Raw genomic sequence first — 26382 nt, 5'->3', positions numbered from 1 at the left:
TAAAAAGATTGCCTCTTTAGCTCAGTTGGCCAGAGCACGTGATTTGTAATCTCGGGGTCGTTGGTTCGAATCCGACAAGAGGCTCGAAATGAATTATCATTAAAGGGTGGAAACGCCCGAGAGAATTCAGAAAAAGAAAAAGAGTTCTATGATTGGGCAAATACCAGAGTGGCCAAATGGGGCAGACTGTAAATCTGCTGGCTTACGCCTTCGGTGGTTCGAATCCATCTTTGCCCACAACTCCGGTTTTCTTGCTGTTATAGCTCAGCGGTAGAGCACTTCCTTGGTAAGGAAGAGGTCCCGGGTTCAAGTCCCGGTAACAGCTCATAAAATGTAAAAGCTGATTATTAATCAAATAAATAACAAGTAAAGCTATGGCTAAAGAGAAATTCGAACGTACCAAACCGCACGTAAACATTGGTACAATTGGTCACGTAGACCACGGTAAAACCACGTTGACTGCTGCTATCACTACAGTATTAGGCAAGAAAGGTTTTTCTGAAGTAAAATCATTCGATCAGATTGACAACGCTCCTGAAGAAAAGGAAAGAGGTATTACTATCAATACTTCACACGTTGAGTATGAAACAGCTAATCGTCACTATGCTCACGTAGACTGTCCGGGTCACGCCGACTACGTTAAGAACATGGTAACTGGTGCTGCTCAGATGGATGGTGCTATTATCGTGGTTGCTGCAACCGATGGTCCGATGCCTCAAACTCGTGAGCACATTCTGTTGGCTCGTCAGGTAAACGTTCCCAGACTGGTTGTGTTTATGAACAAGTGCGATATGGTAGATGACCCTGAAATGCTGGAACTTGTTGAAATGGAAATGCGTGAACTGCTTTCAGCTTACGAATTCGATGGCGACAACACTCCTTTCATCCAGGGTTCTGCTCTTGGCGCATTGAACGGCGTTGAAAAGTGGGAAGAAAAAGTTATGGAATTGATGGACGCTTGCGACAATTGGATTCCATTGCCTCCGCGTGATGTTGATAAACCGTTCCTGATGCCGGTTGAAGACGTGTTCTCAATTACTGGTCGTGGTACTGTAGCTACAGGTCGTATCGAAGCTGGTGTTATCCATGTAGGTGACGAAGTTGAAATCCTCGGTTTGGGTGAAGACAAGAAGTCTGTTGTAACTGGTGTTGAAATGTTCCGCAAATTGCTGGATCAGGGTGAAGCCGGTGATAACGTAGGTTTGTTGCTCCGTGGTATCGATAAGAACGAAATCAAACGTGGTATGGTTCTTTGTAAGCCGGGTCAGATTAAACCTCACTCTAAGTTCAAAGCTTCTATCTATGTTTTGAAGAAAGAAGAAGGTGGTCGTCACACTCCGTTTCACAACAAATACCGTCCTCAGTTCTATCTGCGTACTATGGACTGTACAGGTGAAATTTCTCTTCCGGAAGGAACTGAAATGGTAATGCCTGGCGATAACGTAGAAATTACTGTAGAACTGATCTATCCGGTAGCATTGAACGTAGGTTTGCGTTTCGCTATCCGTGAGGGTGGTCGTACAGTAGGTTCTGGTCAGATTACTGAAATTCTCGACTAATAACCAAATATCTTAATCAGTTCCCGGTATTTACTGGGAACTGATTATGTTCACACGGGAGTAGCTCAGTTGGTAGAGCACCGGTCTCCAAAACCGGGTGTCGGGAGTTCGAGCCTCTCCTCCCGTGCTAATATTTTTGAAATGAAGAAGATAGTAGCTTATTTTAAAGAAACTTACGACGAGCTTGTTCATAAAGTGTCGTGGCCTACGTATTCTGAACTTACTAACAGTGCAGTAGTTGTTTTATATGCTTCCCTGCTTATTGCACTGGTGGTGTTTGCGATGGACTTCTGTTTCCAGCATTTAATGGAATTTGTTTATCCACATTAAAAAAGAAGGAGAAATGTCTGAGATTGAAAAGAAATGGTACGTTTTGCGTGCTATTAGCGGTAAAGAAACTAAGGTAAAGGAATATCTTGAAGCTGATATCAAAAACAGCGACCTTGGTGATTATGTGTCTCAGGTATTGATTCCTACCGAAAAGGTATATCAGGTTCGCAATGGTAAGAAAATTGTGAAAGAGAGAAGTTATCTCCCTGGTTACGTTTTGGTGGAGGCTGCTCTGGTTGGTGAGGTCGCTCACCATCTGAGAAATACTCCTAATGTGATAGGATTCTTGGGTGGATCGGAAAAACCCGTTCCTCTGAGACAGTCGGAAGTGAATCGTATACTTGGTACAGTTGACGAATTGCAGGATGCCGGTGAAGAACTGAATATCCCGTATGTAGTCGGCGAGACTGTAAAAGTGAATTACGGTCCGTTCAGTGGCTTTAGCGGAATCATCGAAGAAGTGAATACCGAGAAGAAGAAACTGAAGGTCATGGTAAAGATATTCGGACGGAAGACTCCGCTCGAATTGGGCTTTATGCAAGTAGAAAAAGAATAGGACAGGTGTTACGCTGTAATATTCTTCATTAATGTTTATATATAAATCAATTAAAAAATGGCTAAAGAAGTTGCTGGACTAATCAAATTACAGATTAAAGGAGGCGCGGCAAATCCATCACCTCCCGTTGGACCTGCTCTGGGTTCTAAGGGAATCAACATCATGGAGTTTTGCAAGCAATTCAACGCCAGAACCCAAGACAAAGCAGGAAAAATTCTTCCTGTGATTATCACTTACTACGCAGACAAGTCTTTCGATTTTGTAATCAAGACTCCTCCCGTTGCTATTCAATTACTTGAAGTAGCTAAGGTAAAGAGTGGTTCTGCTGAGCCTAACCGTAAGAAAGTTGCCGAGATTACTTGGGAACAGGTTCGTACGATTGCTCAGGACAAGATGGTTGACTTAAACTGTTTCACTGTAGAAGCTGCCATGAAGATGGTTGCCGGTACAGCTCGTAGTATGGGTATCGCTGTAAAAGGGGAGTTCCCGGTTAATAACTAATAAACTTCAATTAGAATGAGTAAACTGACAAAAAATCAAAAGTTGGCTGCAGAAAAAATTGAAGCAGGGAAAGCATACTCTCTCAAAGAAGCTGCTCAATTGGTAAAGGAAATTACTTTTACTAAGTTTGACGCTTCTCTGGATATCGACGTACGTTTGGGCGTTGACCCGCGTAAGGCTAACCAGATGGTGAGAGGTGTTGTATCACTTCCTCACGGTACTGGTAAGGTTACACGCGTTTTGGTGCTTTGTACACCGGATGCTGAAGCTGCTGCAAAAGAAGCCGGAGCTGACTATGTTGGTCTTGACGAATATATTGAAAAGATCAAAGGTGGATGGACTGATATTGATGTAATCATCACTATGCCGTCTATCATGGGTAAGATTGGTGCGCTCGGTCGTGTACTCGGTCCTCGTGGATTGATGCCGAATCCGAAGAGTGGCACTGTGACTATGGATGTTGCTAAAGCTGTAAAAGAAGTAAAACAAGGTAAAATCGACTTTAAAGTTGACAAGAGCGGTATCGTTCATACTTCTATCGGTAAAGTTTCATTTAGTGCTGATCAAATTCGCGACAATGCGAAAGAATTCATCTCTACTTTGAATAAATTGAAACCGACCGCAGCCAAGGGTACATATATCAAGAGTATTTATCTTTCTAGCACGATGAGTGCGGGTATCAAGATTGACCCGAAATCTGTAGAAGAAATCTAATAAAACGGAGTAATAATGAGAAAGGAAGATAAAAGTACGATTATTGAGCAGATTGCTGCTACAGTTAAGGAATACGGTCACTTCTATTTGGTAGATACCACTGCTATGAACGCTGCCGATACAAGCGCGTTGAGAGCTTTGTGTTTCAAGGCTGACATCAAATTGATGGTAGTTAAGAATACATTGCTTCATAAAGCATTGGAAAGCCTGGAAGAGGATTATTCTCCGCTTTACGGTTGCATGAAAGGTACGACTGCTGTAATGTTTTGCAATACAGCGAATGCACCTGCGAAACTGCTGAAAGATAAAGCAAAGAACGGTATTCCCGGATTGAAAGCTGCATATGCAGAAGAAAGCTTCTATGTTGGTGCTGACCAGTTGGATGCTCTCGTAAGTATCAAGAGTAAGAATGAAGTTATTGCCGAAATCGTTGCCTTGCTGCAATCACCGGCCAAGAATGTTATTTCTGCTCTGCAATCAGGTGGTAACACCATTCACGGAGTTCTCAAGACTCTCGGTGAACGTCCCGAAGCGTAACTTCGGAAACAAAAAAACATCAATTTATTTTAGTAATTAAACAATTAAAATCATACAAAAATGGCAGATTTGAAAGCTTTTGCAGAACAATTAGTTAACTTGACAGTAAAAGAAGTTAATGAACTTGCAACTATCCTGAAAGAAGAATACGGTATTGAACCTGCTGCTGCAGCTGTTGCTGTTGCTGCTGGCCCTGCAGCTGGTGGTGCTGCTGCCGCTGAAGAAAAAACTTCTTTCGATGTAGTATTGAAGAGCGCTGGCTCAGCTAAACTTCAAGTAGTTAAAGCCGTTAAGGAAGCTTGCGGTCTTGGTTTGAAGGAAGCTAAAGACATGGTAGACGGTGCTCCTAGCGTAGTAAAAGAAGGTTTGGCTAAAGACGAAGCAGAATCATTGAAGAAAACATTGGAAGAAGCTGGAGCTGAAGTTGAACTTAAATAACATTAGCCTGTAAATCAGGTAATTCGGTAAGGAACCCTTCGTGAAAAGGGTTCTTTACCTTTTTGTGTATATATTTAAAATTAAGTTCTACAAATCCATTAACAGATGTCTTCAAATACTGTAAATCAAAGAGTTAATTTTGCTTCGACTAAGAATCCGCTGGAATATCCGGATTTCCTGGAAGTACAATTGAAGTCATTCAAAGACTTTTTACAACTGGATACCCCACCCGAGAAACGTAAGAACGAGGGACTGTATAAAGTATTTGCTGAAAACTTCCCCATTGCCGATACAAGAAATAATTTTGTTCTTGAGTTTTTGGACTACTATATTGATCCGCCGCGCTATACCATAGACGAATGTATAGAGCGAGGGCTTACTTATAGCGTACCCTTAAAGGCAAAATTGAAATTATATTGTACCGACCCTGACCACGAAGATTTTGATACGGTTATTCAGGATGTATTCCTGGGTCCGATTCCTTATATGACGGATAAGGCTACATTCGTTATCAATGGTGCGGAACGTGTTGTTGTGTCGCAGCTTCATCGTTCACCGGGCGTATTCTTCGGTCAAAGCGTGCATGCCAACGGTACTAAGTTGTACTCAGCCCGTATCATCCCGTTCAAAGGATCTTGGATTGAGTTTGCTACTGACATCAACAATGTCATGTATGCCTATATCGACCGTAAGAAGAAGTTACCGGTAACCACATTGCTGAGAGCTATCGGTTTTGAGAATGATAAGGACATTCTTGAAATCTTCAATCTGGCGGAAGACGTGAAAGTGAATAAGACGAACCTCAAGAAGATTGTAGGTCGTAAGTTGGCAGCACGTGTATTGAAAACATGGATTGAGGATTTTGTAGACGAAGATACCGGTGAAGTTGTTTCTATTGAGCGTAACGAAGTGGTTATCGACCGTGAAACTATAATCGAGCCGGAACATATTGACATTATATTAGAGTCAGGCGTTCAGAATATCCTTGTACATAAGGAAGAACCGAACCAGTCTGACTACTCTATCATATATAATACTCTGCAGAAGGACCCCAGTAATTCGGAAAAAGAAGCAGTGCTTTATATCTATCGTCAGTTGCGTAATGCAGATCCTGCCGATGATGCCAGCGCGCGTGAGGTTATTAATAACCTGTTCTTCTCAGAAAAGAGATACGACTTGGGTGATGTAGGTCGTTACCGTATCAACAGAAAGTTGAATTTGACGACTGACATGGATGTCCGTGTACTCACCAAGGAAGATATCATTGAGATTATCAAGTATCTGATTGAGTTGATAAACTCAAAAGCAGATGTGGATGATATTGACCACTTGAGCAACCGTCGTGTACGTACGGTAGGCGAACAGTTGTCAAACCAGTTTGCTATCGGTTTGGCACGTATGTCCCGTACTATCCGCGAGCGCATGAACGTTCGTGACAATGAAGTCTTTACCCCGATCGATTTGATTAACGCCAAGACTATTTCTTCCGTTATCAATTCTTTCTTCGGAACAAATGCCTTGTCACAATTCATGGACCAGACCAATCCGCTTGCCGAAATCACTCACAAGCGCCGTATGTCAGCTTTGGGTCCCGGTGGTTTGTCACGTGAACGTGCCGGTTTTGAGGTGCGTGACGTACACTATACCCACTACGGTCGTCTTTGTCCGATTGAAACGCCTGAAGGTCCGAACATTGGTTTGATATCTTCACTTTGTGTGTTTGCTAAAATCAATCAGCTTGGTTTTATTGAGACACCGTACCGTAAGGTGGCTAACGGAAAGGTAGACCTTTCGGATGAAGGTTTGGTTTACCTTACAGCCGAAGAAGAAGAAGAGAAGATTATCGCTCAGGGTAATGCACCTTTGAATGAAGACGGAACTTTCGTCCGCGACAAAGTAAAATCCCGTCAGGATGCCGATTATCCGGTTGTAGCTCCTGATGAGGTAGAGCTGATGGACGTATCGCCACAGCAGATTGCCTCTATTGCAGCATCTCTGATTCCGTTCTTGGAACATGACGATGCTAACCGTGCGTTGATGGGATCGAACATGATGCGCCAGGCAGTTCCTTTGTTGAAGAGTGAAGCTCCGATTGTAGGTACAGGTATCGAACGTCAGCTTGCACGTGACTCTCGTACGCAGATTACTGCTGAGGGCGAAGGTGTGGTTGACTTTGTAGATGCTACGACTATCCGCATTCTGTACGATCGTACGGAAGAGGAAGAGTTTGTAAGCTTCGAATCTGCACTGAAAGAATATACTATTCCCAAATGGCGTCGTACCAACCAGAACATGACGATTGACCTTCGTCCTATTTGCGAGAAAGGTCAGCGTGTGACGAAGGGACAAATCCTTACCGAGGGTTACTCAACCGAACAGGGCGAACTTGCTTTGGGTAAGAACCTGTTGGTTGCCTACATGCCTTGGAAGGGATACAACTATGAGGACGCTATCGTATTGAACGAACGTGTGGTTCGCGAAGACCTTTTGACTTCCGTACACGTAGAGGAATACTCTTTGGAAGTTCGTGAAACGAAGCGCGGTATGGAAGAGTTGACTTCCGATATTCCTAATGTAAGTGAAGAGGCTACCAAAGACCTTGACGAGAATGGTATTGTGCGTGTAGGTGCCCGTATCGAGCCGGGTGATATTTTGATTGGTAAGATTACTCCGAAAGGGGAGTCTGACCCTTCTCCGGAAGAAAAGTTGCTTCGTGCCATATTCGGTGATAAGGCTGGTGATGTGAAAGATGCGTCTTTGAAGGCATCTCCTTCTTTGAAAGGTGTGATTATCGGTAAACGTCTGTTCTCCCGCGTTATCAAGACTCGTAGTTCTAAATTGGCCGACAAGGCATTGCTGCCGAAGATTGATGATGAGTTCGATAGCAAGGTGGCTGATTTGAAGAAAATATTGGTAAATAAGCTTTTGAAGCTCACAGAAAATCATACTTCAGAAGGTGTGAAAGACTATATGGGAGCTGAAGTAATCAGTAAAGGCGCTAAATTCTATGCTTCTGATTTCAGTGATATAGACTTTACTGCTATTCAGTTGAGCAATTGGACAAAAGACGAGCATACCAATGAATTGATCCGTGCACTGGTAACGAACTTTATCAAGAAATATAAGGAACTCGATGCAGAGTTGAAGCGTAAGAAATTTGCTATTACTATCGGTGACGAGTTGCCTGCAGGTATCATCCAGATGGCTAAGGTTTATATTGCCAAGAAGCGTAAAATCGGTGTTGGTGATAAGATGGCCGGTCGTCACGGTAACAAAGGTATCGTTTCACGCGTGGTACGTCAGGAAGACATGCCGTTCTTGGCAGACGGTACTCCGGTAGATATTGTATTGAATCCGCTGGGTGTGCCTTCACGTATGAACATCGGTCAGATATTCGAGGCTGTTTTGGGACGTGCCGGAAAGAACTTGGGAGTTAAGTTTGCTACGCCTATCTTTGATGGTGCTACGCTGGATGACCTGAACGAATGGACCGACAAGGCCGGTTTGCCCCGTTATGGTAAAACCACTTTGTATGATGGTGGTACAGGTGAGGCTTTCGAACAGCAGGCTACAGTGGGTGTGACATACATGTTGAAACTCGGTCACATGGTTGAAGATAAGATGCACGCACGTTCTATCGGTCCTTATTCGCTTATTACACAACAGCCGTTGGGCGGTAAGGCACAGTTCGGTGGTCAGCGTTTCGGAGAAATGGAGGTTTGGGCGCTCGAAGCATTCGGTGCTGCGCATATCCTGCAGGAAATCCTGACTATCAAGTCTGATGATGTTGTCGGACGCTCCAAGGCTTATGAAGCAATCGTTAAGGGTGAGCCGATGCCAGCTCCGGGTATTCCTGAATCACTGAATGTATTGTTGCACGAGTTGAGAGGTTTGGGCTTGAGCATCAACTTAGAATAAATTGAAATTTGGAAATTGAGAGTTGAGAGCTAATGTCTCTCGATTCTCAATTCCCGACTTATCAACATTGTTTTTCAATTTTTAATTCTCAATTATCAATTATATATAAAAGTATGGCTTTTAGAAAAGATAACAAGATAAAGAGTAATTTCTCGAAAATCTCTATCGGTTTGGCTTCTCCCGAAGAAATCCTTGAGAATTCGAGTGGTGAAGTTTTAAAGCCTGAAACCATTAACTACCGGACGTATAAGCCGGAACGCGACGGTTTGTTCTGCGAGCGTATCTTCGGTCCTATTAAGGATTATGAGTGCCATTGCGGTAAGTACAAACGTATCCGTTACAAAGGCATTGTGTGCGACCGTTGCGGTGTGGAAGTGACAGAAAAGAAAGTACGTCGTGAGCGTATGGGACACATCCAGCTGGTTGTGCCGGTGGCTCACATTTGGTATTTCCGTTCGCTTCCTAATAAAATCGGTTACTTGCTGGGTTTACCGACCAAGAAACTCGATGCTATTATTTACTACGAGCGTTATGTAGTAATCCAGCCGGGTATATTGGAAGGCGAAGTGGCACAGTATGATTTGCTTGAAGAAGGAGAATATCTGGACCTGTTGGAAAAGTTACCAAGCGATAATCAGTACCTTGAAGATTCAGACCCCAATAAGTTTGTTGCCAAGATGGGTGCAGAAGCCATTTATGACTTGCTGTCGCGCATTGATCTTGATTCATTGTCTTACGAACTGCGTAACCGTGCAGGCAGCGATGCTTCACAACAGCGCAAGAGCGAAGCTTTGAAGCGTTTGCAGGTAGTTGAGTCTTTCCGTGCATCACGCGGACGCAACAAGCCCGAATGGATGATTGTACGTATCGTACCGGTTATCCCGCCCGAACTTCGTCCGTTGGTTCCGTTGGATGGCGGGCGTTTCGCTACTTCCGACTTGAACGACCTTTACCGTCGCGTTATCATCCGTAACAACCGCTTGAAGAGATTGATTGAAATCAAGGCTCCTGAGGTGATTTTACGTAATGAGAAACGTATGTTGCAGGAAGCTGTCGATTCATTGTTCGATAACTCTCGTAAGTCAAGCGCAGTGAAGACTGATGCCAACCGTCCTTTGAAGTCACTTTCCGACAGTTTGAAAGGTAAGCAGGGACGTTTCCGTCAGAACTTGTTGGGTAAGCGTGTCGACTACTCTGCACGTTCCGTAATTGTTGTAGGTCCGGAGCTGAAAATGGGTGAGTGCGGTATTCCTAAACTCATGGCGGCCGAACTCTACAAACCGTTCATTATCCGTAAACTCATCGAGCGTGGTATTGTGAAGACGGTGAAGAGTGCCAAGAAGATTGTAGACCGTAAGGAGCCTGTTATCTGGGACATCCTGGAACATGTAATGAAAGGACATCCGGTATTGTTGAACCGTGCTCCGACACTGCACCGTCTGGGTATCCAGGCGTTCCAGCCGAAGATGATTGAAGGCAAGGCAATCCAGTTGCACCCGTTGGCATGTACGGCATTCAACGCCGACTTCGACGGTGACCAGATGGCCGTTCACTTGCCTTTGAGTAACGAAGCTATTCTGGAAGCACAGATGCTGATGCTCCAGTCACATAATATCTTGAACCCTGCCAACGGTGCGCCTATCACAGTGCCTGCACAGGATATGGTACTCGGTTTGTACTATATCACCAAACTGCGTAAAGGAGCTAAAGGTGAAGGCCTTACTTTCTACGGTCCGGAAGAAGCGCTTATTGCCTACAACGAAGGTAAGTGCGACATTCACGCACCTATCAGCGTTATCGTTAAGGACATTGACGAAAACGGCAATGTGGTAGACAAGATGATGCACGACACCTCAGTAGGTCGTGTTATTGTAAACGAAATTGTACCTGCCAAAGCGGGTTATATCAATACGATTATCTCTAAGAAGTCACTTCGTGACATCATCAGTCACGTAATCAAGGTTTGTGGTGTGGCAGAGGCAGCCGAATTCCTGGATGGAATCAAGAACCTCGGTTATCAGATGGCATTCAAAGGCGGTCTTTCGTTCAACTTGGGAGATATTATTATTCCCGAAGAGAAAGAAGCGCTGGTGCAGAAAGGTTACGAAGAAGTAGAGCAGGTAATCAACAACTATAACATGGGTTTCATCACCAACAACGAGCGTTACAACCAGGTAATTGATATCTGGACACATGTAAACTCCGAGTTGTCAAACATTTTGATGAAAACTATTTCGAGCGACGATCAGGGATTCAATTCCGTATACATGATGTTGGATTCCGGAGCCCGTGGTTCTAAGGAGCAGATTCGTCAGCTTTCCGGTATGCGTGGTTTGATGGCGAAACCTCAGAAGGCAGGTGCCGAAGGCGGTCAGATTATCGAGAACCCGATTCTTTCTAACTTTAAGGAAGGTCTTTCCGTGTTGGAGTACTTTATCTCTACTCACGGTGCTCGTAAGGGTCTTGCCGATACCGCTTTGAAGACGGCCGATGCCGGATACTTGACCCGTCGTCTGGTTGACGTATCTCACGATGTGATTATCAACGAAGAAGACTGCGGTACGCTTCGCGGACTGGTTTGTACAGCTTTGAAGAATAACGATGAGACAATCGCTACATTGTACGAACGTATTCTGGGACGTGTATCCGTACATGATATCGTTCACCCCACAACCGGTGAATTGCTTGTTGCAGGTGGTGAAGAAATCACTGAAGCCATTGCACAGAAGATTGAAGACTCTCCGATTGAGAGCGTTGAAATCCGTTCTGTATTGACTTGTGAATCCAAGAAGGGTGTTTGTGCCAAGTGCTACGGCCGTAATCTGGCTACAAGCCGTATGGTTCAGAAAGGTGAAGCTGTCGGTGTAATCGCTGCGCAGTCTATCGGTGAGCCAGGTACACAGTTGACGTTGCGTACGTTCCATGCCGGTGGTACGGCAGCCAATATCGCTGCTAATGCAAGTATTGTTGCCAAGAATCCTTCCCGTCTGGAATTTGAAGAACTCCGTACAGTAGATATTATTGACGAAGCAGGCGAACCGGCTAAGGTGGTAGTAGGCCGTCTGGCAGAAGTACGTTTCGTAGATGTCAATACAGGTATCATACTTTCTACGCATAACGTGCCTTATGGTTCTACACTCTATGCAGCGGATGGTGAAGTAGTAGAGAAAGGCAAACTTATAGCCCGTTGGGACCCGTTCAACGCAGTTATCATTACCGAGGCTACCGGTAAGATTGAGTTTGAAGGCGTTATTGAAAACGTTACCTATAAGGTAGAGTCCGATGAATCTACCGGTTTGCGCGAAATCATCATCATTGAGTCTAAGGACAAGACGAAAGTGCCTACAGCGCACATCATGACTGAAGATGGCGAACTAATCCGTACCTATAACCTTCCTGTGGGTGGTCACGTAGTAGTGGAAAACGGACAGAAGGTAAAAGCCGGTGAAGTAATCGTGAAGATTCCGCGTGCCGTTGGTAAGGCGGGTGATATCACGGGTGGTCTTCCCCGTGTTACCGAATTGTTCGAGGCACGTAACCCGTCCAATCCTGCTGTGGTTTCCGAAATTGACGGTGAGGTCACAATGGGTAAGGTGAAACGTGGTAACCGCGAAATTATCGTTACCTCTAAGACCGGGGAAGTTAAGAAATATCTCGTACCGCTGTCCAAACAGATACTGGTACAGGAGAACGACTACGTGCGTGCCGGTACTCCGTTGTCCGACGGTGCCATTACTCCTGCCGATATCCTTGCCATTAAAGGTCCTACGGCTGTACAGGAATATATCGTAAACGAAGTACAGGACGTTTATCGTCTGCAAGGTGTGAAGATTAACGATAAGCACTTTGAAATTATCGTTCGTCAGATGATGCGTAAGGTTGAAATCGATGAACCGGGCGATACCCGCTTCTTGGAACAACAGGTAGTGGATAAGCTCGAATTCATGGAAGAGAACGACCGTATCTGGGGCAAGAAAGTTGTAGTAGATGCCGGAGATTCTCAGAACCTGCAACCGGGACAGATTGTTACTGCCCGCAAGTTGCGCGATGAAAACTCCATGCTGAAGCGCCGTGACTTGAAACCCGTTTCAGTACGTGATGCTGTGCCTGCTACCTCTACACAGATTCTTCAAGGTATTACCCGTGCGGCTTTGCAGACTTCAAGCTTTATGTCTGCCGCTTCTTTCCAGGAAACGACGAAGGTACTCAACGAAGCTGCTATCAACGGAAAGGTAGACCGTCTGGAAGGTATGAAAGAGAATGTTATCTGCGGTCACTTGATTCCTGCCGGTACAGGCCAGCGTGAATTCGAGAAGATTATTGTCGGTTCGAAAGAAGAGTACGATCGTATGCTTGCCAACAAGAAAACGGTGCTCGATTATGCAGTTGATGATAAGGTAGAAGAGTAATTACTACGTTAATACAATCAGTAATTTTTATAGTGAAAGAAGAGGATCTCCCGGGATTCTCTTCTTTTTTTATATTTGTTGCAAACCGGCTTCTTTTCGGTCTGATGTAAGAAGAGTGCAATGTAATAGTAGAATAAAGATTTGCATGCCCCCTTCACATCCTTTTATTCATGGATGTTTGAGGGTGAAGGGGAGGAGGGGAAGCGTGCCATTGGCTCAAATAAAACAGACCATCGGTTGGGGGTAAACGTATGGTCTGTTCAGGTAAATCAGATGATGTGTTCTATCCGAACAGACCATGCAATTTCAGGACATATCAAGTGCCTTTTTTGTTCAGGTCGTACTGTTACTTTTATCTTGGAGTATTTTGTGTGTCGGAATGAAAGAAGTATATTTGTCATTCAATTATAATGATATACGATAATATGGAAAATCAGGAAAATAATAACGGACAGTTACAGATAGAGCTGAAAGAAGAAGTGGCCCAAGGCACGTATGCCAATCTTGCCATTATCACTCATTCCAGTTCGGAGTTTATCATGGATTTTATTCGGGTAATGCCGGGAATGCCCAAAGCCGGGGTTCAATCGCGTATTGTATTGGCACCCGAACACGCCAAGCGTCTGCTGCGTGCGCTTGAAGAAAATGTTGGTAAATATGAACGTGCTTTCGGCCCTATCCGCATGCCGGATGAGCAACCTATTCCGCCATTGCCTAACATTAAGGGTGAAGCATAAAATCAAAAAAAAACTTGTAGTGCATTGATTATTCAAAACTTATTAGTATCTTTGCAGCCCAAAAGTGTATAGTTTTGAATTAATATAAACATAATATATAACTAAAAACAATTAAAATGCCTACAATTCAGCAATTAGTAAGAAAAGGACGCGAGGTTTTGGTAGAGAAAAGTAAGTCTCCAGCCTTGGATTCTTGTCCTCAAAGACGTGGCGTTTGCGTGAGAGTGTATACAACCACTCCGAAGAAACCGAATTCAGCTATGCGTAAAGTAGCTCGTGTACGTTTGACTAACGGTAAAGAGGTGAACTCTTACATTCCGGGAGAAGGTCACAACTTGCAGGAACACTCAATCGTATTGGTTCGCGGCGGTCGTGTAAAAGACCTTCCGGGTGTACGTTATCACATCGTTCGTGGTACTTTGGATACTGCAGGTGTTGCTAACCGTACTCAAAGACGTTCTAAATACGGTGCTAAACGTCCGAAACCGGGACAGGCTGCTCCCGCTAAGAAGAAATAATTAGGCGGCCAAACTGATAAACAGTAAAATTAAAAGTAATAACTTACGTTTTAGTTTGTTGGAAATGCTAAAGGTTGAGTAAACACTCCGGAGGGAGAGTTGAAGAAGACAGAAGTAAACAACCAAGAACGAAAAACATTATTCTTTCAGACAAATGAGAAAAGCAAAACCTAAAAAACGTATCATCCTTCCGGATCCCGTTTTTAATGATGTGAAAGTTTCCAAGTTCGTTAACCACCTGATGTACGACGGAAAGAAGAATACTTCTTATGAAATCTTCTACGCCGCTTTGGAAACAGTGAAGAACAAAATGCAGAATGAAGAGAAATCAGCTCTTGAAATCTGGAAAAAAGCTTTGGACAACGTAACTCCTCAAGTGGAAGTGAAGTCTCGCCGTGTAGGTGGTGCTACTTTCCAAGTTCCTACTGAAATTCGTCCTGACCGCAAGGAGTCAATTTCTATGAAGAATTTGATTATCTTTGCCCGCAAGCGTGGCGGTAAATCAATGGCTGACAAACTGGCTGCTGAAATCATGGATGCTTTCAATGAACAAGGCGGTGCTTTCAAACGTAAAGAAGATATGCACAGAATGGCCGAGGCTAACCGTGCGTTTGCTCATTTCAGATTCTAATACTATAAGAGATAACCAATCAAAGATTAAAAACTTAAAGTAAAAGGAATTAGAAAATGGCAAAGAATGATTTACATTTGACACGTAATATCGGTATCATGGCCCACATCGATGCCGGAAAGACAACAACCTCTGAACGTATTTTGTTTTATACGGGTTTGACTCACAAAATCGGTGAGGTGCACGATGGTGCCGCTACAATGGACTGGATGGAGCAAGAACAGGAACGTGGTATCACTATTACTTCCGCTGCTACTACCACTCGTTGGAAATATGCCGGTAATACTTATAAAATCAACTTGATTGATACTCCGGGACACGTTGACTTTACCGCTGAGGTAGAGCGTTCTTTGCGTATTCTTGACGGCGCTGTTGCTGCTTATTGTGCAGTTGGTGGCGTTGAACCGCAATCTGAAACTGTTTGGCGTCAGGCTGATAAATATAACGTACCGCGTATCGCATACGTTAACAAAATGGACCGTTCGGGTGCCGACTTCTTTGAGGTTGTTCGTCAGATGAAGGACGTTTTGGGTGCTAATCCTTGTCCTATCGTTGTGCCTATCGGTGCTGAGGAATCTTTCAAAGGTTTGGTAGACCTTATCAAGATGAAGGCTATCTACTGGCATGACGAAACTATGGGTGCCGACTATACAGTAGAGGAAATCCCTGCTAATTTGGTAGACGAAGCTAACGAATGGAGAGATAAGATGCTCGAAAAAGTAGCTGAGTTCGACGATGCTTTGATGGAGAAATATTTCGATGATCCTTCTACTATTACAGAAGAAGAAATATTGAGAGCTCTTCGCAACGCTACAGTACAGATGGCTGTTGTTCCTATGTTGTGTGGTTCTTCATTCAAGAATAAGGGTGTACAGACTTTGCTTGACTATGTTTGTGCATTCTTGCCTTCTCCGCTGGATACAGAGAATGTGGTTGGTACAAACCCTGAAACCGGTGCTGAAGAAGACCGTAAGCCGAGCGAGGATGAAAAGACTTCTGCTTTGGCGTTCAAGATTGCAACCGACCCGTATGTAGGCCGTCTGACTTTCTTCCGTGTTTATTCAGGTAAGATTGAAGCCGGTTCTTATATTTATAACTCTCGCTCTGGTAAGAAAGAACGTGTTTCACGTCTGTTTCAGATGCACTCAAATAAACAGAATCCTGTTGAGGTGATTGGCGCCGGTGATATTGGTGCCGGTGTAGGCTTCAAGGATATCCATACCGGTGATACGCTGTGCGACGAAACCGCACCGATCGTATTGGAATCTATGGACTTCCCCGAACCGGTAATCGGTATCGCAGTTGAGCCTAAGACTCAGAAGGATATGGATAAACTGTCTAACGGTTTGGCTAAATTGGCTGAAGAAGACCCGACGTTTACGGTTAAGACTGACGAACAGACAGGTCAGACAGTTATTTCCGGTATGGGTGAGCTTCACTTGGATATTATCATCGACCGTCTGAAACGTGAATTCAAGGTTGAGTGTAACCAGGGTAAACCTCAGGTTAACTACAAGGAGGCTATTACGAAGACTGTTAACTTGCGTGAAGTTTATAAGAAACAGTCTGGTGGTCGTGGTAAGTTTGCCGATATCATCGTGAACATCGGTCCGGTTGATGAGGACTTTACTCAAGGCGGCTTGCAGTTTGTTGACGAAGTGAAGGGCGGTAATATTCCTAAGGAATTTATCCCGTCTGTACAGAAAGGTTTCACAACTGCAATGAAGAACGGTGTATTGGCCGGTTATCCGTTGGATTCACTGAAGGTAACTTTGATCGACGGTTCTTTCCACCCGGTTGACTCTGACCAGTTGTCATTTGAAATCTGTGCTATCCAGGCATACAAGAACGCTTGCGCTAAGGCAGGTCCGGTATTGATGGAGCCTATCATGAAGCTGGAAGTTGTTACTCCGGAAGAAAACATGGGTGACGTTATCGGTGACTTGAACAAGCGTCGCGGTCAGGTAGAAGGTATGGAATCAAGCCGTTCTGGTGCTCGTATCGTGAAGGCAATGGTTCCGCTGGCAGAAATGTTCGGTTACGTAACTGCGTTGCGTACTATCACTTCTGGTCGTGCAACTTCTTCAATGGTATATTCTCACCACGCTCAGGTTTCCAACTCTATTGCCAAGGCAGTATTGGAAGAAGTAAAAGGTCGTACAGACTTAATCTAAAATAATAACTAAAGTCCGTAGGTTAGCGAATGACTCTTAACCTACGGGACTTTATCTTATATAATAACACTATTAATAACTAAGACAGTAATGAGTCAAAAAATTAGAATTAAACTGAAATCTTACGACCACAACTTGGTTGACAAGTCAGCTGAGAAGATTGTAAGAACGGTGAAGACAACAGGCGCTATCGTTAGCGGTCCAATTCCTCTCCCTACGCATAAGCGTATCTTTACCGTAAACCGTTCGACTTTCGTTAACAAGAAGTCGCGTGAACAATTCGAACTCTCTTCTTACAAGAGATTAATTGACATCTATAGCTCAACAGCTAAGACAGTAGATGCTCTGATGAAGTTGGAGTTACCGAGTGGTGTGGAAGTAGAAATCAAAGTGTAAGTATTAAAAATTAAGTGAAATGCCAGGATTATTAGGAAAAAAAATCGGAATGACATCCGTTTTCAGTGCCGAGGGTAAGAATGTACCATGCACTGTTATCGAAGCAGGTCCTTGTGTTGTTACTCAAGTGAAAACTGTAGAAAAGGACGGCTATCAAGCTGTTCAGTTGGGTTTCCAGGACAAGAAGGAAAAGCACACTACAAAGCCTCTTATGGGCCACTTTAAGAAAGCTGGAGTAACTCCCAAGAAACACTTGGCTGAGTTCAAAGAATTTGAGACAGAATTGAATCTGGGTGATACTGTTACCGTAGAATTGTTCGAAGGCGCTGATTATGTAGACGTTGTAGGTACTTCCAAAGGTAAAGGCTTCCAGGGTGTTGTGAAACGTCATGGTTTCGGTGGTGTAGGTCAGACTACTCACGGTCAGCACAACCGTGCCCGTAAACCGGGTTCTATCGGTGCTTGTTCTTACCCTGCAAAAGTATTCAAGGGAATGCGCATGGGCGGACAACTTGGTGGTGACAGAGTAACTGTTCAAAATCTGCAAGTATTAAAAGTAATCGCGGAGCACAATCTCCTTTTGATTAAGGGTTCTGTTCCTGGTTGCAAAGGTTCAATCGTAATAATTGAGAAATAATGGAAGTTAACGTATATAACATTAAAGGTGAAGACACTGGGAGAAAGATTACGTTAAACGAGTCTATCTTCGGAATTGAGCCCAACGACCACGCTATCTACTTGGACGTTAAACAGTTTATGGCTAACCAGCGTCAGGGTACACACAAGTCAAAGGAAAGAAGCGAAATCAGCGGTTCTACTCGCAAAATCGGTCGCCAGAAAGGTGGCGGTGGTGCACGTCGTGGTGACATGAACTCACCGGTACTCGTTGGTGGTGGACGTGTATTTGGTCCGAAACCGAGAGATTACTACTTCAAACTGAATAAGAAAGTAAAAGCTCTGGCACGTAAGTCAGCTTTGGCATATAAGGCTCAGAACAATGCCATCATTGTAGTAGAAGACTTCAACTTTGAAGCTCCTAAGACAAAAGATTTTGTTGTTATGACAAAAAATCTTAAAGTTTCTGACAAAAAGCTGCTTGTTGTTTTACCGGAAGCAAATAAAAACGTATATTTGTCGGCTCGTAACGTAAAGGGCGCTAATGTGCAGACTATCTCAGGGTTAAATACTTACAGAGTATTGAACGCTGGTGTTGTTGTGTTTGCTGAAAGTGCACTTTCTGCTATCGACAATATCTTAATGTAAAAAGGAGGCTTAAATAATGGGAATTATTATTAAACCGTTAGTGACAGAGAAGATGACTGCAATTACTGATAAGTCGAACAATCGTTTCGGCTTTATCGTGCGTCCTGAAGCTAATAAACTGGAAATTAAGAACGAAGTTGAAGCCCTTTACAACGTTACCGTGGTTGATGTGAATACAATTCGTTATGCCGGCAAGAACAAGAGCCGTTATACACGCGCAGGTATCATCAACGGACGTACAAACGCTTACAAAAAAGCTGTTGTTACGTTGAAAGAAGGAGATACTATTGATTTTTATAGCAATATTTAAAAGAAATGGCAGTACGTAAATTTAAGCCCACAACACCGGGGCAAAGACATAAAATTATTGGTACTTTCGAAGAAATTACTGCACGAGTACCAGAAAAGTCTCTTGTATTTGGTAAGAAATCTTCCGGCGGTCGTAACAATACAGGTAAAATGACCATGCGCTACATCGGTGGCGGTAGTAAGAAGATTATCCGTATCGTAGACTTCAAGAGAAATAAAGACGGTGTACCTGCAGTGGTTAAAACAATTGAATACGATCCGAACCGTTCGGCTCGTATCGCTCTGTTGTTTTATGCAGATGGTGAAAAAAGATATATTATTGCTCCCAATGGATTGCAAGTTGGTGCGACTTTGATGTCAGGTGAAACTGCTGCTCCGGAAATCGGAAATGCTCTTCCGCTTCAGAATATTCCGGTCGGTACTGTAATTCACAACATCGAATTACGTCCGGGTCAAGGCGCTGCTTTGGTTCGTTCAGCCGGAAACTTCGCTCAATTGACTTCAAGAGAAGGTAAATACTGCGTTATCAAGTTGCCTTCAGGCGAGGTTCGTCAGATCCTCAGCACATGTAAGGCTACTATCGGTAGCGTTGGTAACTCAGATCATGGATTGGAAAGTTCAGGTAAAGCTGGACGTTCTCGTTGGTTAGGACGTCGTCCGCGTAACCGTGGTGTTGTTATGAACCCGGTTGATCACCCGATGGGTGGTGGTGAAGGACGTGCTTCAGGAGGACACCCGAGATCTCGTAAGGGATTGTATGCTAAGGGTCTTAAGACAAGAGCTCCGAAGAAACAATCGTCTAAGTATATTATTGAGAGAAGAAAGAAGTAATCTGATTAATTGAGTAAATTATGAGTCGTTCATTAAAAAAAGGTCCGTATATTAACGTTAAGCTTGAGAAGAAAGTGCTTGCCATGAATGAATCGGGCAAGAAAGTGGTAGTTAAGACTTGGGCCAGAGCTTCAATGATTTCGCCTGATTTTGTAGGCCATACTGTTGCAGTTCACAATGGAAATAAATTTATTCCTGTTTATGTTACCGAAAACATGGTAGGACACAAGTTGGGCGAATTTGCTCCAACTCGTACATTCAGAGGACACGCTGGTAACAAGAAAAAATAAGACAGGATTTATCTGAAATAATAAAGTAATAATATAATGGGAGCAAGAAAAAAAATATCGGCTGAAAAAAGAAAAGAAGCCCTTAAGACCATGTATTTTGCGAAATTGCAAAATGTTCCTACTTCCCCCCGTAAAATGCGTCTCGTGGCTGACATGATTCGTGGAATGGAAGTGAACAGAGCACTCGGCGTTTTGAAGTTCTCCTCAAAAGAGGCTGCCGCCAGAGTGGAAAAATTGCTGCGCTCTGCAATTGCTAACTGGGAGCAGAAAAACGAACGTAAAGCTGAAAGCGGCGAGCTGTTCGTAACCAAGATTTTTGTTGATGGTGGTGCTACACTCAAAAGAATGAGACCGGCTCCGCAGGGTAGAGGTTACAGAATCCGCAAGCGTTCAAACCACGTAACGTTGTTCGTTGGTTCTAAAAGTAATAACGAAGATCAAAATTAAGGTAAATGGGACAAAAAGTTAATCCAATAAGCAACCGTTTAGGAATTATCAGAGGCTGGGATTCCAATTGGTATGGTGGAAAGAATTACGGCGACTCTTTGCTGGAAGATAGCAAGATTCGTAAATATTTGAACGCTCGTCTTGCTAAAGCAAGTGTTTCAAGAATTGTAATCGAACGTACACTGAAACTCGTGACTATTACCGTTTGTACAGCACGTCCGGGTATCATTATCGGTAAGGGTGGCCAAGAAGTTGATAAGTTGAAAGAAGAGTTGAAGAAGGTCACTGATAAAGATATCCAGATCAATATCTTCGAAGTGAAAAGACCTGAGTTGGACGCTGTTATCGTGGCTAACAACATCGCCCGTCAGGTAGAAGGTAAAATTGCCTACCGTCGCGCTATCAAAATGGCTATTGCCAACACAATGCGTATGGGTGCGGAAGGTATCAAAATTCAGATTTCAGGACGTTTGAATGGTGCAGAAATGGCCCGTTCTGAAATGTATAAAGAAGGAAGAACTCCGCTGCACACTTTCAGAGCAGACATCGACTATTGTCATGCAGAAGCATTGACTAAAGTAGGTCTTCTTGGTATTAAAGTTTGGATTTGTAGAGGTGAAGTTTATGGTAAGAGAGAGTTGGCTCCGAACTTTACGCAAAGCAAAGAAAGCGGTCGTGGAAGCAATAGCGGAAACAATGGCGGAAAGAACTTCAAAAGAAAGAAAAATAATCGCTAACGAATTTGATTTTTAGGAATTATGTTACAACCGAAAAAGACAAAATTCAGAAGACAACAAAAAGGCCGTCAAAAAGGTAATGCCCAAAGAGGAAACCAACTGGCTTTCGGTTCTTTTGGTATTAAGGCCTTGGAGACGAAGTGGATTACAGGCCGTCAGATTGAAGCTGCGCGTATTGCAGTAACAAGATATATGCAACGTCAAGGACAGATTTGGATTCGTATTTTCCCGGATAAGCCTATTACAAGAAAGCCTGCTGACGTACGTATGGGTAAAGGTAAAGGTAGCCCCGAGGGATTCGTTGCTCCTGTTACACCGGGTAGAATTATTATCGAAGCTGAAGGAGTATCTTATGAAATCGCAAAAGAAGCTTTGCGCTTAGCTGCACAGAAGCTTCCTATCACAACTAAGTTTGTGGTAAGACGTGATTATGATATCCAAAATCAAAATGCGTAAGAAGTATGAAAATTGCAGAAATTAAAGAAATGACTACCAATGACTTGGTAGAAAGAGTAGAAGCAGAAGTGGCTAACTATAGCCAAATGGTTTTAAATCATTCTATTTCTCCTTTGGATAATCCTGCTCAGATCAAACAATTACGCAGGACTATTGCGCGTATGAAAACTGAATTACGCCAGAGAGAACTTAACAATAAATGATGAGCTTGATGGAAGCAAGAAATTTAAGAAAAGAAAGAACAGGGGTTGTGCTGAGCGATAAGATGGATAAGACCATTACTGTTGCAGCTAAGTTTAAGGAAAAACACCCCATATATGGTAAGTTCGTTAGTAAGACGAAGAAGTACCATGCTCATGATGAAAAGAATGAGTGCAATATCGGTGATACTGTACGCATCATGGAAACTCGTCCTTTGAGCAAGACTAAGAGATGGAGATTGGTTGAAATAATTGAAAGAGCTAAGTAATTATGATACAAGTAGAATCCAGACTTACAGTATGTGACAACAGCGGAGCAAAAGAGGCTCTCTGTATCCGCGTTTTGGGCGGTACGGGTCGTCGCTATGCTTCAGTAGGGGACGTGATTGTTGTTTCTGTAAAAAGCGTTATCCCTTCAAGTGATATTAAAAAAGGTGCAGTGTCTAAAGCTTTGATCGTACGTACTAAGAAAGAAATCCGTCGTGCTGATGGTTCTTACATACGTTTTGATGATAATGCTTGCGTGTTGCTGAACAATGCAGGTGAAATTAGAGGTAGTCGTATTTTCGGTCCGGTAGCTCGTGAACTTCGTGCTGCTAACATGAAAGTTGTGTCACTCGCTCCTGAAGTACTTTAATTTTGTAAAAGATTTAAGTAATGAGTAAATTACATATTAAAAAAGGCGATACAGTTTACGTAAATTCTGGTGAAGACAAAGGTAAGACTGGTCGTGTATTGAAGGTTCTTGTTGATAAAAAACGTGCAATCGTTGAGGGTATCAACATGGTGTCTAAGAGCACAAAACCGAATGCAAAGAACCCGCAAGGTGGTATCGTGAAGCAAGAAGCTTCTATCCACATTTCAAACTTGAACCCGGTTGATCCAAAGACTGGCAAAGCAACGCGTGTTGGTAGAAAATTAAGTGCTGACGGCACTTTAGTGCGTTATTCTAAAAAATCAGGAGAGGAGATTAAGTAATGAGTAATACTGCTAGCCTTAAGAAAGAATATGCAGAGCGTATTGCGCCTGCATTGAAATCACAGTTCCAGTATTCTTCTTCAATGCAGGTACCCGTACTTAAGAAGATTGTTATCAATCAGGGTTTGGGTATGGCCGTTGCTGATAAGAAGATTATCGAAGTGGCAATTAATGAAATGACTGCTATTACAGGTCAGAAGGCCGTTGCAACCATTTCTCGTAAAGATATCGCTAACTTTAAGTTGCGTAAGAAAATGCCGATTGGTGTTATGGTAACTTTACGTCGCGAGAGAATGTACGAATTCCTTGAAAAATTGGTTCGTGTAGCTCTGCCGCGTATCCGTGACTTCAAGGGTATTGAAAGTAAGTTCGATGGAAAGGGTAACTATACCCTTGGTATTCAGGAACAAATTATTTTCCCTGAAATTAATATCGATAGTATTACCAGAATTCTCGGAATGAATATTACCTTTGTAACCTCTGCGCAAACAGATGAAGAAGGTTATGCCTTGTTGAAAGAATTCGGTTTACCGTTTAAGAACGCTAAAAAAGATTGATAATATGGCAAAGGAATCAATGAAAGCACGTGAAGTAAAGCGTGCCAAATTAGTAGCCAAATATGCCGAGAAGAGAGCTGCATTGAAGCAAATCGTTAGAACAGGTGATCCTGCGGAAGCTTTTGAAGCTGCACAGAAATTGCAGGACCTGCCCAAGAATTCTAATCCGATTCGTATGCACAACCGTTGCAAATTGACAGGTCGTCCTAAAGGATATATCCGTCAGTTCGGAATCTCCAGAATTCAGTTCCGTGAGATGGCATCCAACGGTCTTATTCCAGGTGTAAAGAAAGCAAGCTGGTAATTTTTGTTTTTTAAATATTGTCAGGGCAGTCCTGATTAATTTAATTTATTTTTATATGACTGATCCAATAGCAGATTATTTGACGAGGTTGCGGAACGCTATTCAAGCAAAGCACAGAGTTGTTGAAGTTCCCGCTTCAAATTTGAAAAAAGAAATCACTAAGATTCTTTTTGAAAAAGGCTACATTCTTAATTACAAGTTTGTAGAAGATGGTCCTCAAGGTACTATTAAGGTTGCCTTGAAGTATGATCCGGTTAACAAAGTTAACGCTATCAAGAAGCTGGAAAGAATTTCTTCTCCGGGTTTGCGTCAATATACCGGTTACAAAGAGATGCCGCGAGTTATTAATGGTTTGGGTATTGCTATAATATCTACTTCCAAAGGTGTAATGACCAACAAAGAAGCCGCTGAACTGAAGATTGGCGGTGAAGTTTTGTGTTATGTATATTAATAGGAGGAATCAGCAATGTCAAGAATAGGAAAATTACCCATTAGTATTCCCGCTGGAGTAACAGTTACTCTGAAGGATGATGTGGTTACCGTAAAGGGACCCAAAGGCGAAATGAGCCAATATGTAAATCCTGCTATCAATGTTGCCATCGAAGAAGGCCATGTCGTTTTGACAGAGAATGAAAATGCAATGCTGGATAATCCGAAGCAGAAGCACGCATTCCACGGTCTGTACCGTTCATTGGTTCACAACATGGTTGTTGGTGTATCTGAAGGATATAAGAAAGAGTTGGAACTTGTCGGTGTAGGTTACCGCGCTTCTAATCAAGGCAATATTATTGAATTGAACTTAGGTTATACGCACAGTATCTTTATACAGTTGCCTGCTGAGATCAAAGTAGAAACTAAGTCTGAGAGAAACAAGAATCCTCTTATCCTTTTGGAATCTTGCGACAAACAATTGCTTGGTCAAGTTTGCTCTAAAATACGTTCTTTCCGTAAGCCTGAACCGTATAAAGGTAAAGGTATTAAGTTTGTTGGCGAAGAAATTCGTAGAAAGTCTGGTAAATCAGCCGGTGCTAAATAATCATTTAAATTGATAGTATTATGACAACAAAAATAGAAAGACGTATTAAGATTAAATATAGAGTACGCAATAAGATTTCAGGTACAACTGAATGTCCGCGTATGAGTGTGTTTAGAAGCAATAAGCAAATCTACGTTCAGATTATCGACGATTTGTCCGGTAAGACTCTGGCTGCTGCATCTTCTTTGGGTATGACTGAAAAGATGCCTAAGAAAGAACAGGCTGCCAAAGTAGGTGAACTGATTGCAAAGAAGGCTCAGGAAGCAGGTATAACTACTGTTGTTTTCGACCGTAATGGTTACTTGTATCATGGGAGAGTAAAAGAAGTGGCTGATGCTGCTCGTAACGGTGGACTTAAATTTTAATCATTATGGCAGGACTTAATAATAGAGTTAAGATTACAAACGATATAGAACTGAAAGACAGATTGGTTGCTATTAATCGTGTAACCAAAGTAACCAAAGGTGGTAGAACTTTTAGTTTTTCTGCTATTGTGGTAGTAGGAAATGAAGAAGGTATCATCGGTTGGGGTCTTGGCAAAGCAGGTGAAGTAACCGCTGCTATTGCTAAGGGTGTTGAATCAGCAAAAAAGAACCTGACTAAAGTACCTGTACTGAAAGGTACGGTTCCTCACGAACAGTCTGCTAAGTTTGGCGGTGCTGAGGTATTCATTAAACCGGCTTCTCACGGTACTGGTGTAGTGGCAGGTGGTGCAATGCGTGCAGTGCTTGAAAGTGTTGGTGTAACGGATGTTTTGGCTAAGTCAAAAGGTTCTTCCAACCCACATAACTTGGTGAAAGCTACTATTTTGGCATTAAGCGAAATGCGTGATGCCCGTATGGTTGCTCAGAACAGAGGAGTTAGTATGGAAAAAGTATTTAGAGGATAAGGAGGAAGAATATGTCGACTATAAAGATTAAACAAGTTAAAAGTAGAATTGGTGCTCCTGCTGATCAGAAGAGAACTCTCGATGCACTGGGACTTCATAAGTTGAATCGTGTGGTTGAACACGAATGCACTCCTTCAATTCTTGGAATGGTGGATAAGGTTAAACACTTGGTTACCATTGTTAAGTAATTATTTGTTGAATATAAAACGAATTACAATATGAACTTAAGTAATTTAAAACCTGCAGAGGGATCTACTAAAACAAGAAAAAGAATCGGACGCGGTCCGGGTTCTGGTTTGGGAGGTACTTCTACCAGAGGTCATAAAGGAGCTAAATCAAGATCTGGATACTCTAAGAAAATCGGTTTTGAAGGTGGTCAGATGCCTCTTCAACGTCGTGTTCCTAAGTTTGGCTTTAAAAATATCAACCGTGTAGAGTATAAGGCTATCAACTTGGATACAATTCAGAAATTGGCTGAAGCTAAAAATCTGCAGACTGTAGGTATCAATGACTTCATCGCTGCCGGTTTCATTTCTTCAAGCCAGTTGGTAAAAGTATTAGGTAACGGAACTTTGACTGCTAAGTTGGATGTACAAGCACACGCATTCTCTAAGACTGCGGTTGCTGCCATCGAAGCTGCTGGTGGACAAGTAGTAAAACTCTAATT

The 26382-nt window shown here is 42.9% G+C and carries 34 protein-coding genes and 4 tRNA genes; all 38 read left to right on the top strand.

All coding sequences use genetic code 11. The features are described 5' to 3' along the window. The first annotated feature begins 10 nt into the window (after positions 1-10). The 38 genes from H8S52_RS07215 (at position 11) to rplO (ending at position 26380) form a co-directional block, all read left to right on the top strand. Positions 11-84: transfer RNA gene (locus H8S52_RS07215), tRNA-Thr, on the top strand. Between the two features lie 70 nt (positions 85-154). After that, positions 155-237 (top strand) — tRNA-Tyr (locus tag H8S52_RS07210). A 16-nt stretch (positions 238-253) separates the two neighbouring features. Next, positions 254-325: transfer RNA gene (locus H8S52_RS07205), tRNA-Thr, on the top strand. Positions 326-374: 49 nt separating this feature from the next. Further along, complete coding sequence (tuf, locus tag H8S52_RS07200) at positions 375-1559, top strand: elongation factor Tu (RefSeq protein WP_117907031.1); 1185 nt, start codon at positions 375-377, stop codon at positions 1557-1559. 54 nt (positions 1560-1613) lie between these two features. Then, a tRNA-Trp gene (locus H8S52_RS07195) sits at positions 1614-1686 on the top strand. A gap of 14 nt (positions 1687-1700) precedes the next feature. Continuing rightward, on the top strand, positions 1701-1889 hold the full coding sequence (gene secE, locus H8S52_RS07190) for a preprotein translocase subunit SecE (protein WP_004291288.1): 189 nt from the start codon (positions 1701-1703) through the stop codon (positions 1887-1889). A 13-nt stretch (positions 1890-1902) separates the two neighbouring features. Next, positions 1903-2445: a transcription termination/antitermination protein NusG gene (nusG, locus tag H8S52_RS07185; RefSeq protein ID WP_016660793.1), complete on the top strand. Its 543-nt coding sequence runs from the start codon at positions 1903-1905 to the stop codon at positions 2443-2445. A gap of 57 nt (positions 2446-2502) precedes the next feature. After that, positions 2503-2946, top strand: a complete 444-nt coding sequence (gene rplK / locus H8S52_RS07180) for a 50S ribosomal protein L11 (RefSeq protein WP_004291286.1) — start codon at positions 2503-2505, stop codon at positions 2944-2946. Positions 2947-2961: 15 nt separating this feature from the next. Continuing rightward, complete coding sequence (gene rplA, locus H8S52_RS07175; RefSeq protein WP_005656564.1) at positions 2962-3660, top strand: 50S ribosomal protein L1; 699 nt, start codon at positions 2962-2964, stop codon at positions 3658-3660. Between the two features lie 15 nt (positions 3661-3675). Next, positions 3676-4197, top strand: coding sequence for a 50S ribosomal protein L10 (gene rplJ, locus H8S52_RS07170; protein ID WP_004291281.1), 522 nt, complete (start codon positions 3676-3678; stop codon positions 4195-4197). Positions 4198-4257: 60 nt separating this feature from the next. Next, positions 4258-4635, top strand: a complete 378-nt coding sequence (gene rplL, locus H8S52_RS07165) for a 50S ribosomal protein L7/L12 (RefSeq protein ID WP_004291279.1) — start codon at positions 4258-4260, stop codon at positions 4633-4635. A 105-nt stretch (positions 4636-4740) separates the two neighbouring features. Beyond that, positions 4741-8553 (top strand): DNA-directed RNA polymerase subunit beta, encoded by a 3813-nt coding sequence (gene rpoB, locus H8S52_RS07160; protein WP_016660792.1) that lies wholly within the window; start codon positions 4741-4743, stop codon positions 8551-8553. Positions 8554-8666: 113 nt separating this feature from the next. Further along, a complete protein-coding gene (gene rpoC, locus H8S52_RS07155) occupies positions 8667-12962 on the top strand; it encodes a DNA-directed RNA polymerase subunit beta' (RefSeq protein ID WP_005656561.1) in 4296 nt (1431 codons plus the stop codon). A gap of 425 nt (positions 12963-13387) precedes the next feature. Beyond that, complete coding sequence (locus tag H8S52_RS07150; protein WP_016660791.1) at positions 13388-13699, top strand: DUF3467 domain-containing protein; 312 nt, start codon at positions 13388-13390, stop codon at positions 13697-13699. A 116-nt stretch (positions 13700-13815) separates the two neighbouring features. Beyond that, positions 13816-14217: a 30S ribosomal protein S12 gene (gene rpsL / locus H8S52_RS07145; RefSeq protein WP_004291249.1), complete on the top strand. Its 402-nt coding sequence runs from the start codon at positions 13816-13818 to the stop codon at positions 14215-14217. 154 nt (positions 14218-14371) lie between these two features. Beyond that, entirely contained in the window at positions 14372-14848 is a 477-nt protein-coding gene (rpsG, locus tag H8S52_RS07140; protein ID WP_005656559.1) for a 30S ribosomal protein S7, read from the top strand. Between the two features lie 56 nt (positions 14849-14904). After that, positions 14905-17022, top strand: a complete 2118-nt coding sequence (gene fusA / locus H8S52_RS07135) for an elongation factor G (protein ID WP_060385714.1) — start codon at positions 14905-14907, stop codon at positions 17020-17022. Positions 17023-17112: 90 nt separating this feature from the next. Next, a complete protein-coding gene (rpsJ, locus tag H8S52_RS07130; protein ID WP_004291244.1) occupies positions 17113-17418 on the top strand; it encodes a 30S ribosomal protein S10 in 306 nt (101 codons plus the stop codon). 19 nt (positions 17419-17437) lie between these two features. Further along, on the top strand, positions 17438-18055 hold the full coding sequence (gene rplC, locus H8S52_RS07125; RefSeq protein ID WP_005656556.1) for a 50S ribosomal protein L3: 618 nt from the start codon (positions 17438-17440) through the stop codon (positions 18053-18055). Continuing rightward, positions 18055-18681: a 50S ribosomal protein L4 gene (rplD, locus tag H8S52_RS07120; RefSeq protein WP_186909539.1), complete on the top strand. Its 627-nt coding sequence runs from the start codon at positions 18055-18057 to the stop codon at positions 18679-18681. The genes rplC and rplD overlap by 1 nt, the downstream gene beginning before the upstream one ends. A 16-nt stretch (positions 18682-18697) precedes the next feature. Beyond that, the gene (gene rplW, locus H8S52_RS07115) at positions 18698-18991 is read left to right on the top strand and encodes a 50S ribosomal protein L23 (RefSeq protein ID WP_005656548.1); all 294 of its coding nucleotides are present in this window, start codon (positions 18698-18700) and stop codon (positions 18989-18991) included. Positions 18992-18996: 5 nt separating this feature from the next. After that, a complete protein-coding gene (rplB, locus tag H8S52_RS07110) occupies positions 18997-19821 on the top strand; it encodes a 50S ribosomal protein L2 (RefSeq protein WP_060385716.1) in 825 nt (274 codons plus the stop codon). A gap of 20 nt (positions 19822-19841) precedes the next feature. Next, positions 19842-20111, top strand: coding sequence for a 30S ribosomal protein S19 (rpsS, locus tag H8S52_RS07105; protein ID WP_002558070.1), 270 nt, complete (start codon positions 19842-19844; stop codon positions 20109-20111). Between the two features lie 36 nt (positions 20112-20147). Beyond that, positions 20148-20558 (top strand): 50S ribosomal protein L22, encoded by a 411-nt coding sequence (gene rplV, locus H8S52_RS07100; RefSeq protein WP_004291236.1) that lies wholly within the window; start codon positions 20148-20150, stop codon positions 20556-20558. Between the two features lie 5 nt (positions 20559-20563). Next, positions 20564-21295: a 30S ribosomal protein S3 gene (gene rpsC / locus H8S52_RS07095; RefSeq protein ID WP_005656540.1), complete on the top strand. Its 732-nt coding sequence runs from the start codon at positions 20564-20566 to the stop codon at positions 21293-21295. Positions 21296-21316: 21 nt separating this feature from the next. Then, the gene (gene rplP, locus H8S52_RS07090; RefSeq protein ID WP_005656538.1) at positions 21317-21751 is read left to right on the top strand and encodes a 50S ribosomal protein L16; all 435 of its coding nucleotides are present in this window, start codon (positions 21317-21319) and stop codon (positions 21749-21751) included. Positions 21752-21756: 5 nt separating this feature from the next. After that, the gene (gene rpmC / locus H8S52_RS07085; RefSeq protein WP_005656537.1) at positions 21757-21954 is read left to right on the top strand and encodes a 50S ribosomal protein L29; all 198 of its coding nucleotides are present in this window, start codon (positions 21757-21759) and stop codon (positions 21952-21954) included. Then, on the top strand, positions 21951-22220 hold the full coding sequence (gene rpsQ, locus H8S52_RS07080) for a 30S ribosomal protein S17 (protein ID WP_005656533.1): 270 nt from the start codon (positions 21951-21953) through the stop codon (positions 22218-22220). Before rpmC ends, rpsQ begins: the two co-directional genes overlap by 4 nt. A 2-nt stretch (positions 22221-22222) precedes the next feature. Further along, positions 22223-22588 (top strand): 50S ribosomal protein L14, encoded by a 366-nt coding sequence (gene rplN, locus H8S52_RS07075; protein ID WP_005656528.1) that lies wholly within the window; start codon positions 22223-22225, stop codon positions 22586-22588. A gap of 20 nt (positions 22589-22608) precedes the next feature. Then, entirely contained in the window at positions 22609-22929 is a 321-nt protein-coding gene (gene rplX, locus H8S52_RS07070; RefSeq protein ID WP_005656526.1) for a 50S ribosomal protein L24, read from the top strand. Beyond that, entirely contained in the window at positions 22929-23486 is a 558-nt protein-coding gene (gene rplE / locus H8S52_RS07065) for a 50S ribosomal protein L5 (RefSeq protein ID WP_004294559.1), read from the top strand. The genes rplX and rplE overlap by 1 nt, the downstream gene beginning before the upstream one ends. Before the next feature lie 4 nt (positions 23487-23490). Then, positions 23491-23790, top strand: a complete 300-nt coding sequence (gene rpsN, locus H8S52_RS07060) for a 30S ribosomal protein S14 (protein ID WP_005656523.1) — start codon at positions 23491-23493, stop codon at positions 23788-23790. Between the two features lie 55 nt (positions 23791-23845). Next, entirely contained in the window at positions 23846-24241 is a 396-nt protein-coding gene (gene rpsH, locus H8S52_RS07055; protein ID WP_005656522.1) for a 30S ribosomal protein S8, read from the top strand. A 15-nt stretch (positions 24242-24256) separates the two neighbouring features. Continuing rightward, positions 24257-24826, top strand: coding sequence for a 50S ribosomal protein L6 (rplF, locus tag H8S52_RS07050; protein WP_005656520.1), 570 nt, complete (start codon positions 24257-24259; stop codon positions 24824-24826). 20 nt (positions 24827-24846) lie between these two features. Then, positions 24847-25191: a 50S ribosomal protein L18 gene (gene rplR / locus H8S52_RS07045; RefSeq protein WP_005656518.1), complete on the top strand. Its 345-nt coding sequence runs from the start codon at positions 24847-24849 to the stop codon at positions 25189-25191. Between the two features lie 5 nt (positions 25192-25196). Then, the gene (rpsE, locus tag H8S52_RS07040; protein WP_005656517.1) at positions 25197-25715 is read left to right on the top strand and encodes a 30S ribosomal protein S5; all 519 of its coding nucleotides are present in this window, start codon (positions 25197-25199) and stop codon (positions 25713-25715) included. A gap of 11 nt (positions 25716-25726) precedes the next feature. Continuing rightward, positions 25727-25903, top strand: coding sequence for a 50S ribosomal protein L30 (gene rpmD, locus H8S52_RS07035; protein WP_004291222.1), 177 nt, complete (start codon positions 25727-25729; stop codon positions 25901-25903). A 30-nt stretch (positions 25904-25933) separates the two neighbouring features. Further along, a complete protein-coding gene (rplO, locus tag H8S52_RS07030; RefSeq protein ID WP_004291221.1) occupies positions 25934-26380 on the top strand; it encodes a 50S ribosomal protein L15 in 447 nt (148 codons plus the stop codon). Positions 26381-26382: the final 2 nt, after the last annotated feature.

It is taken from the genome of Bacteroides sp. NSJ-48 (genome assembly GCF_014287405.1).
GTDB classification, from domain to species: Bacteria; Bacteroidota; Bacteroidia; order Bacteroidales; family Bacteroidaceae; genus Bacteroides; species Bacteroides stercoris.
The sequence above is the reverse complement of the archived record's forward strand: the minus strand, read 5'-3'. Positions and strand labels throughout refer to the sequence as shown.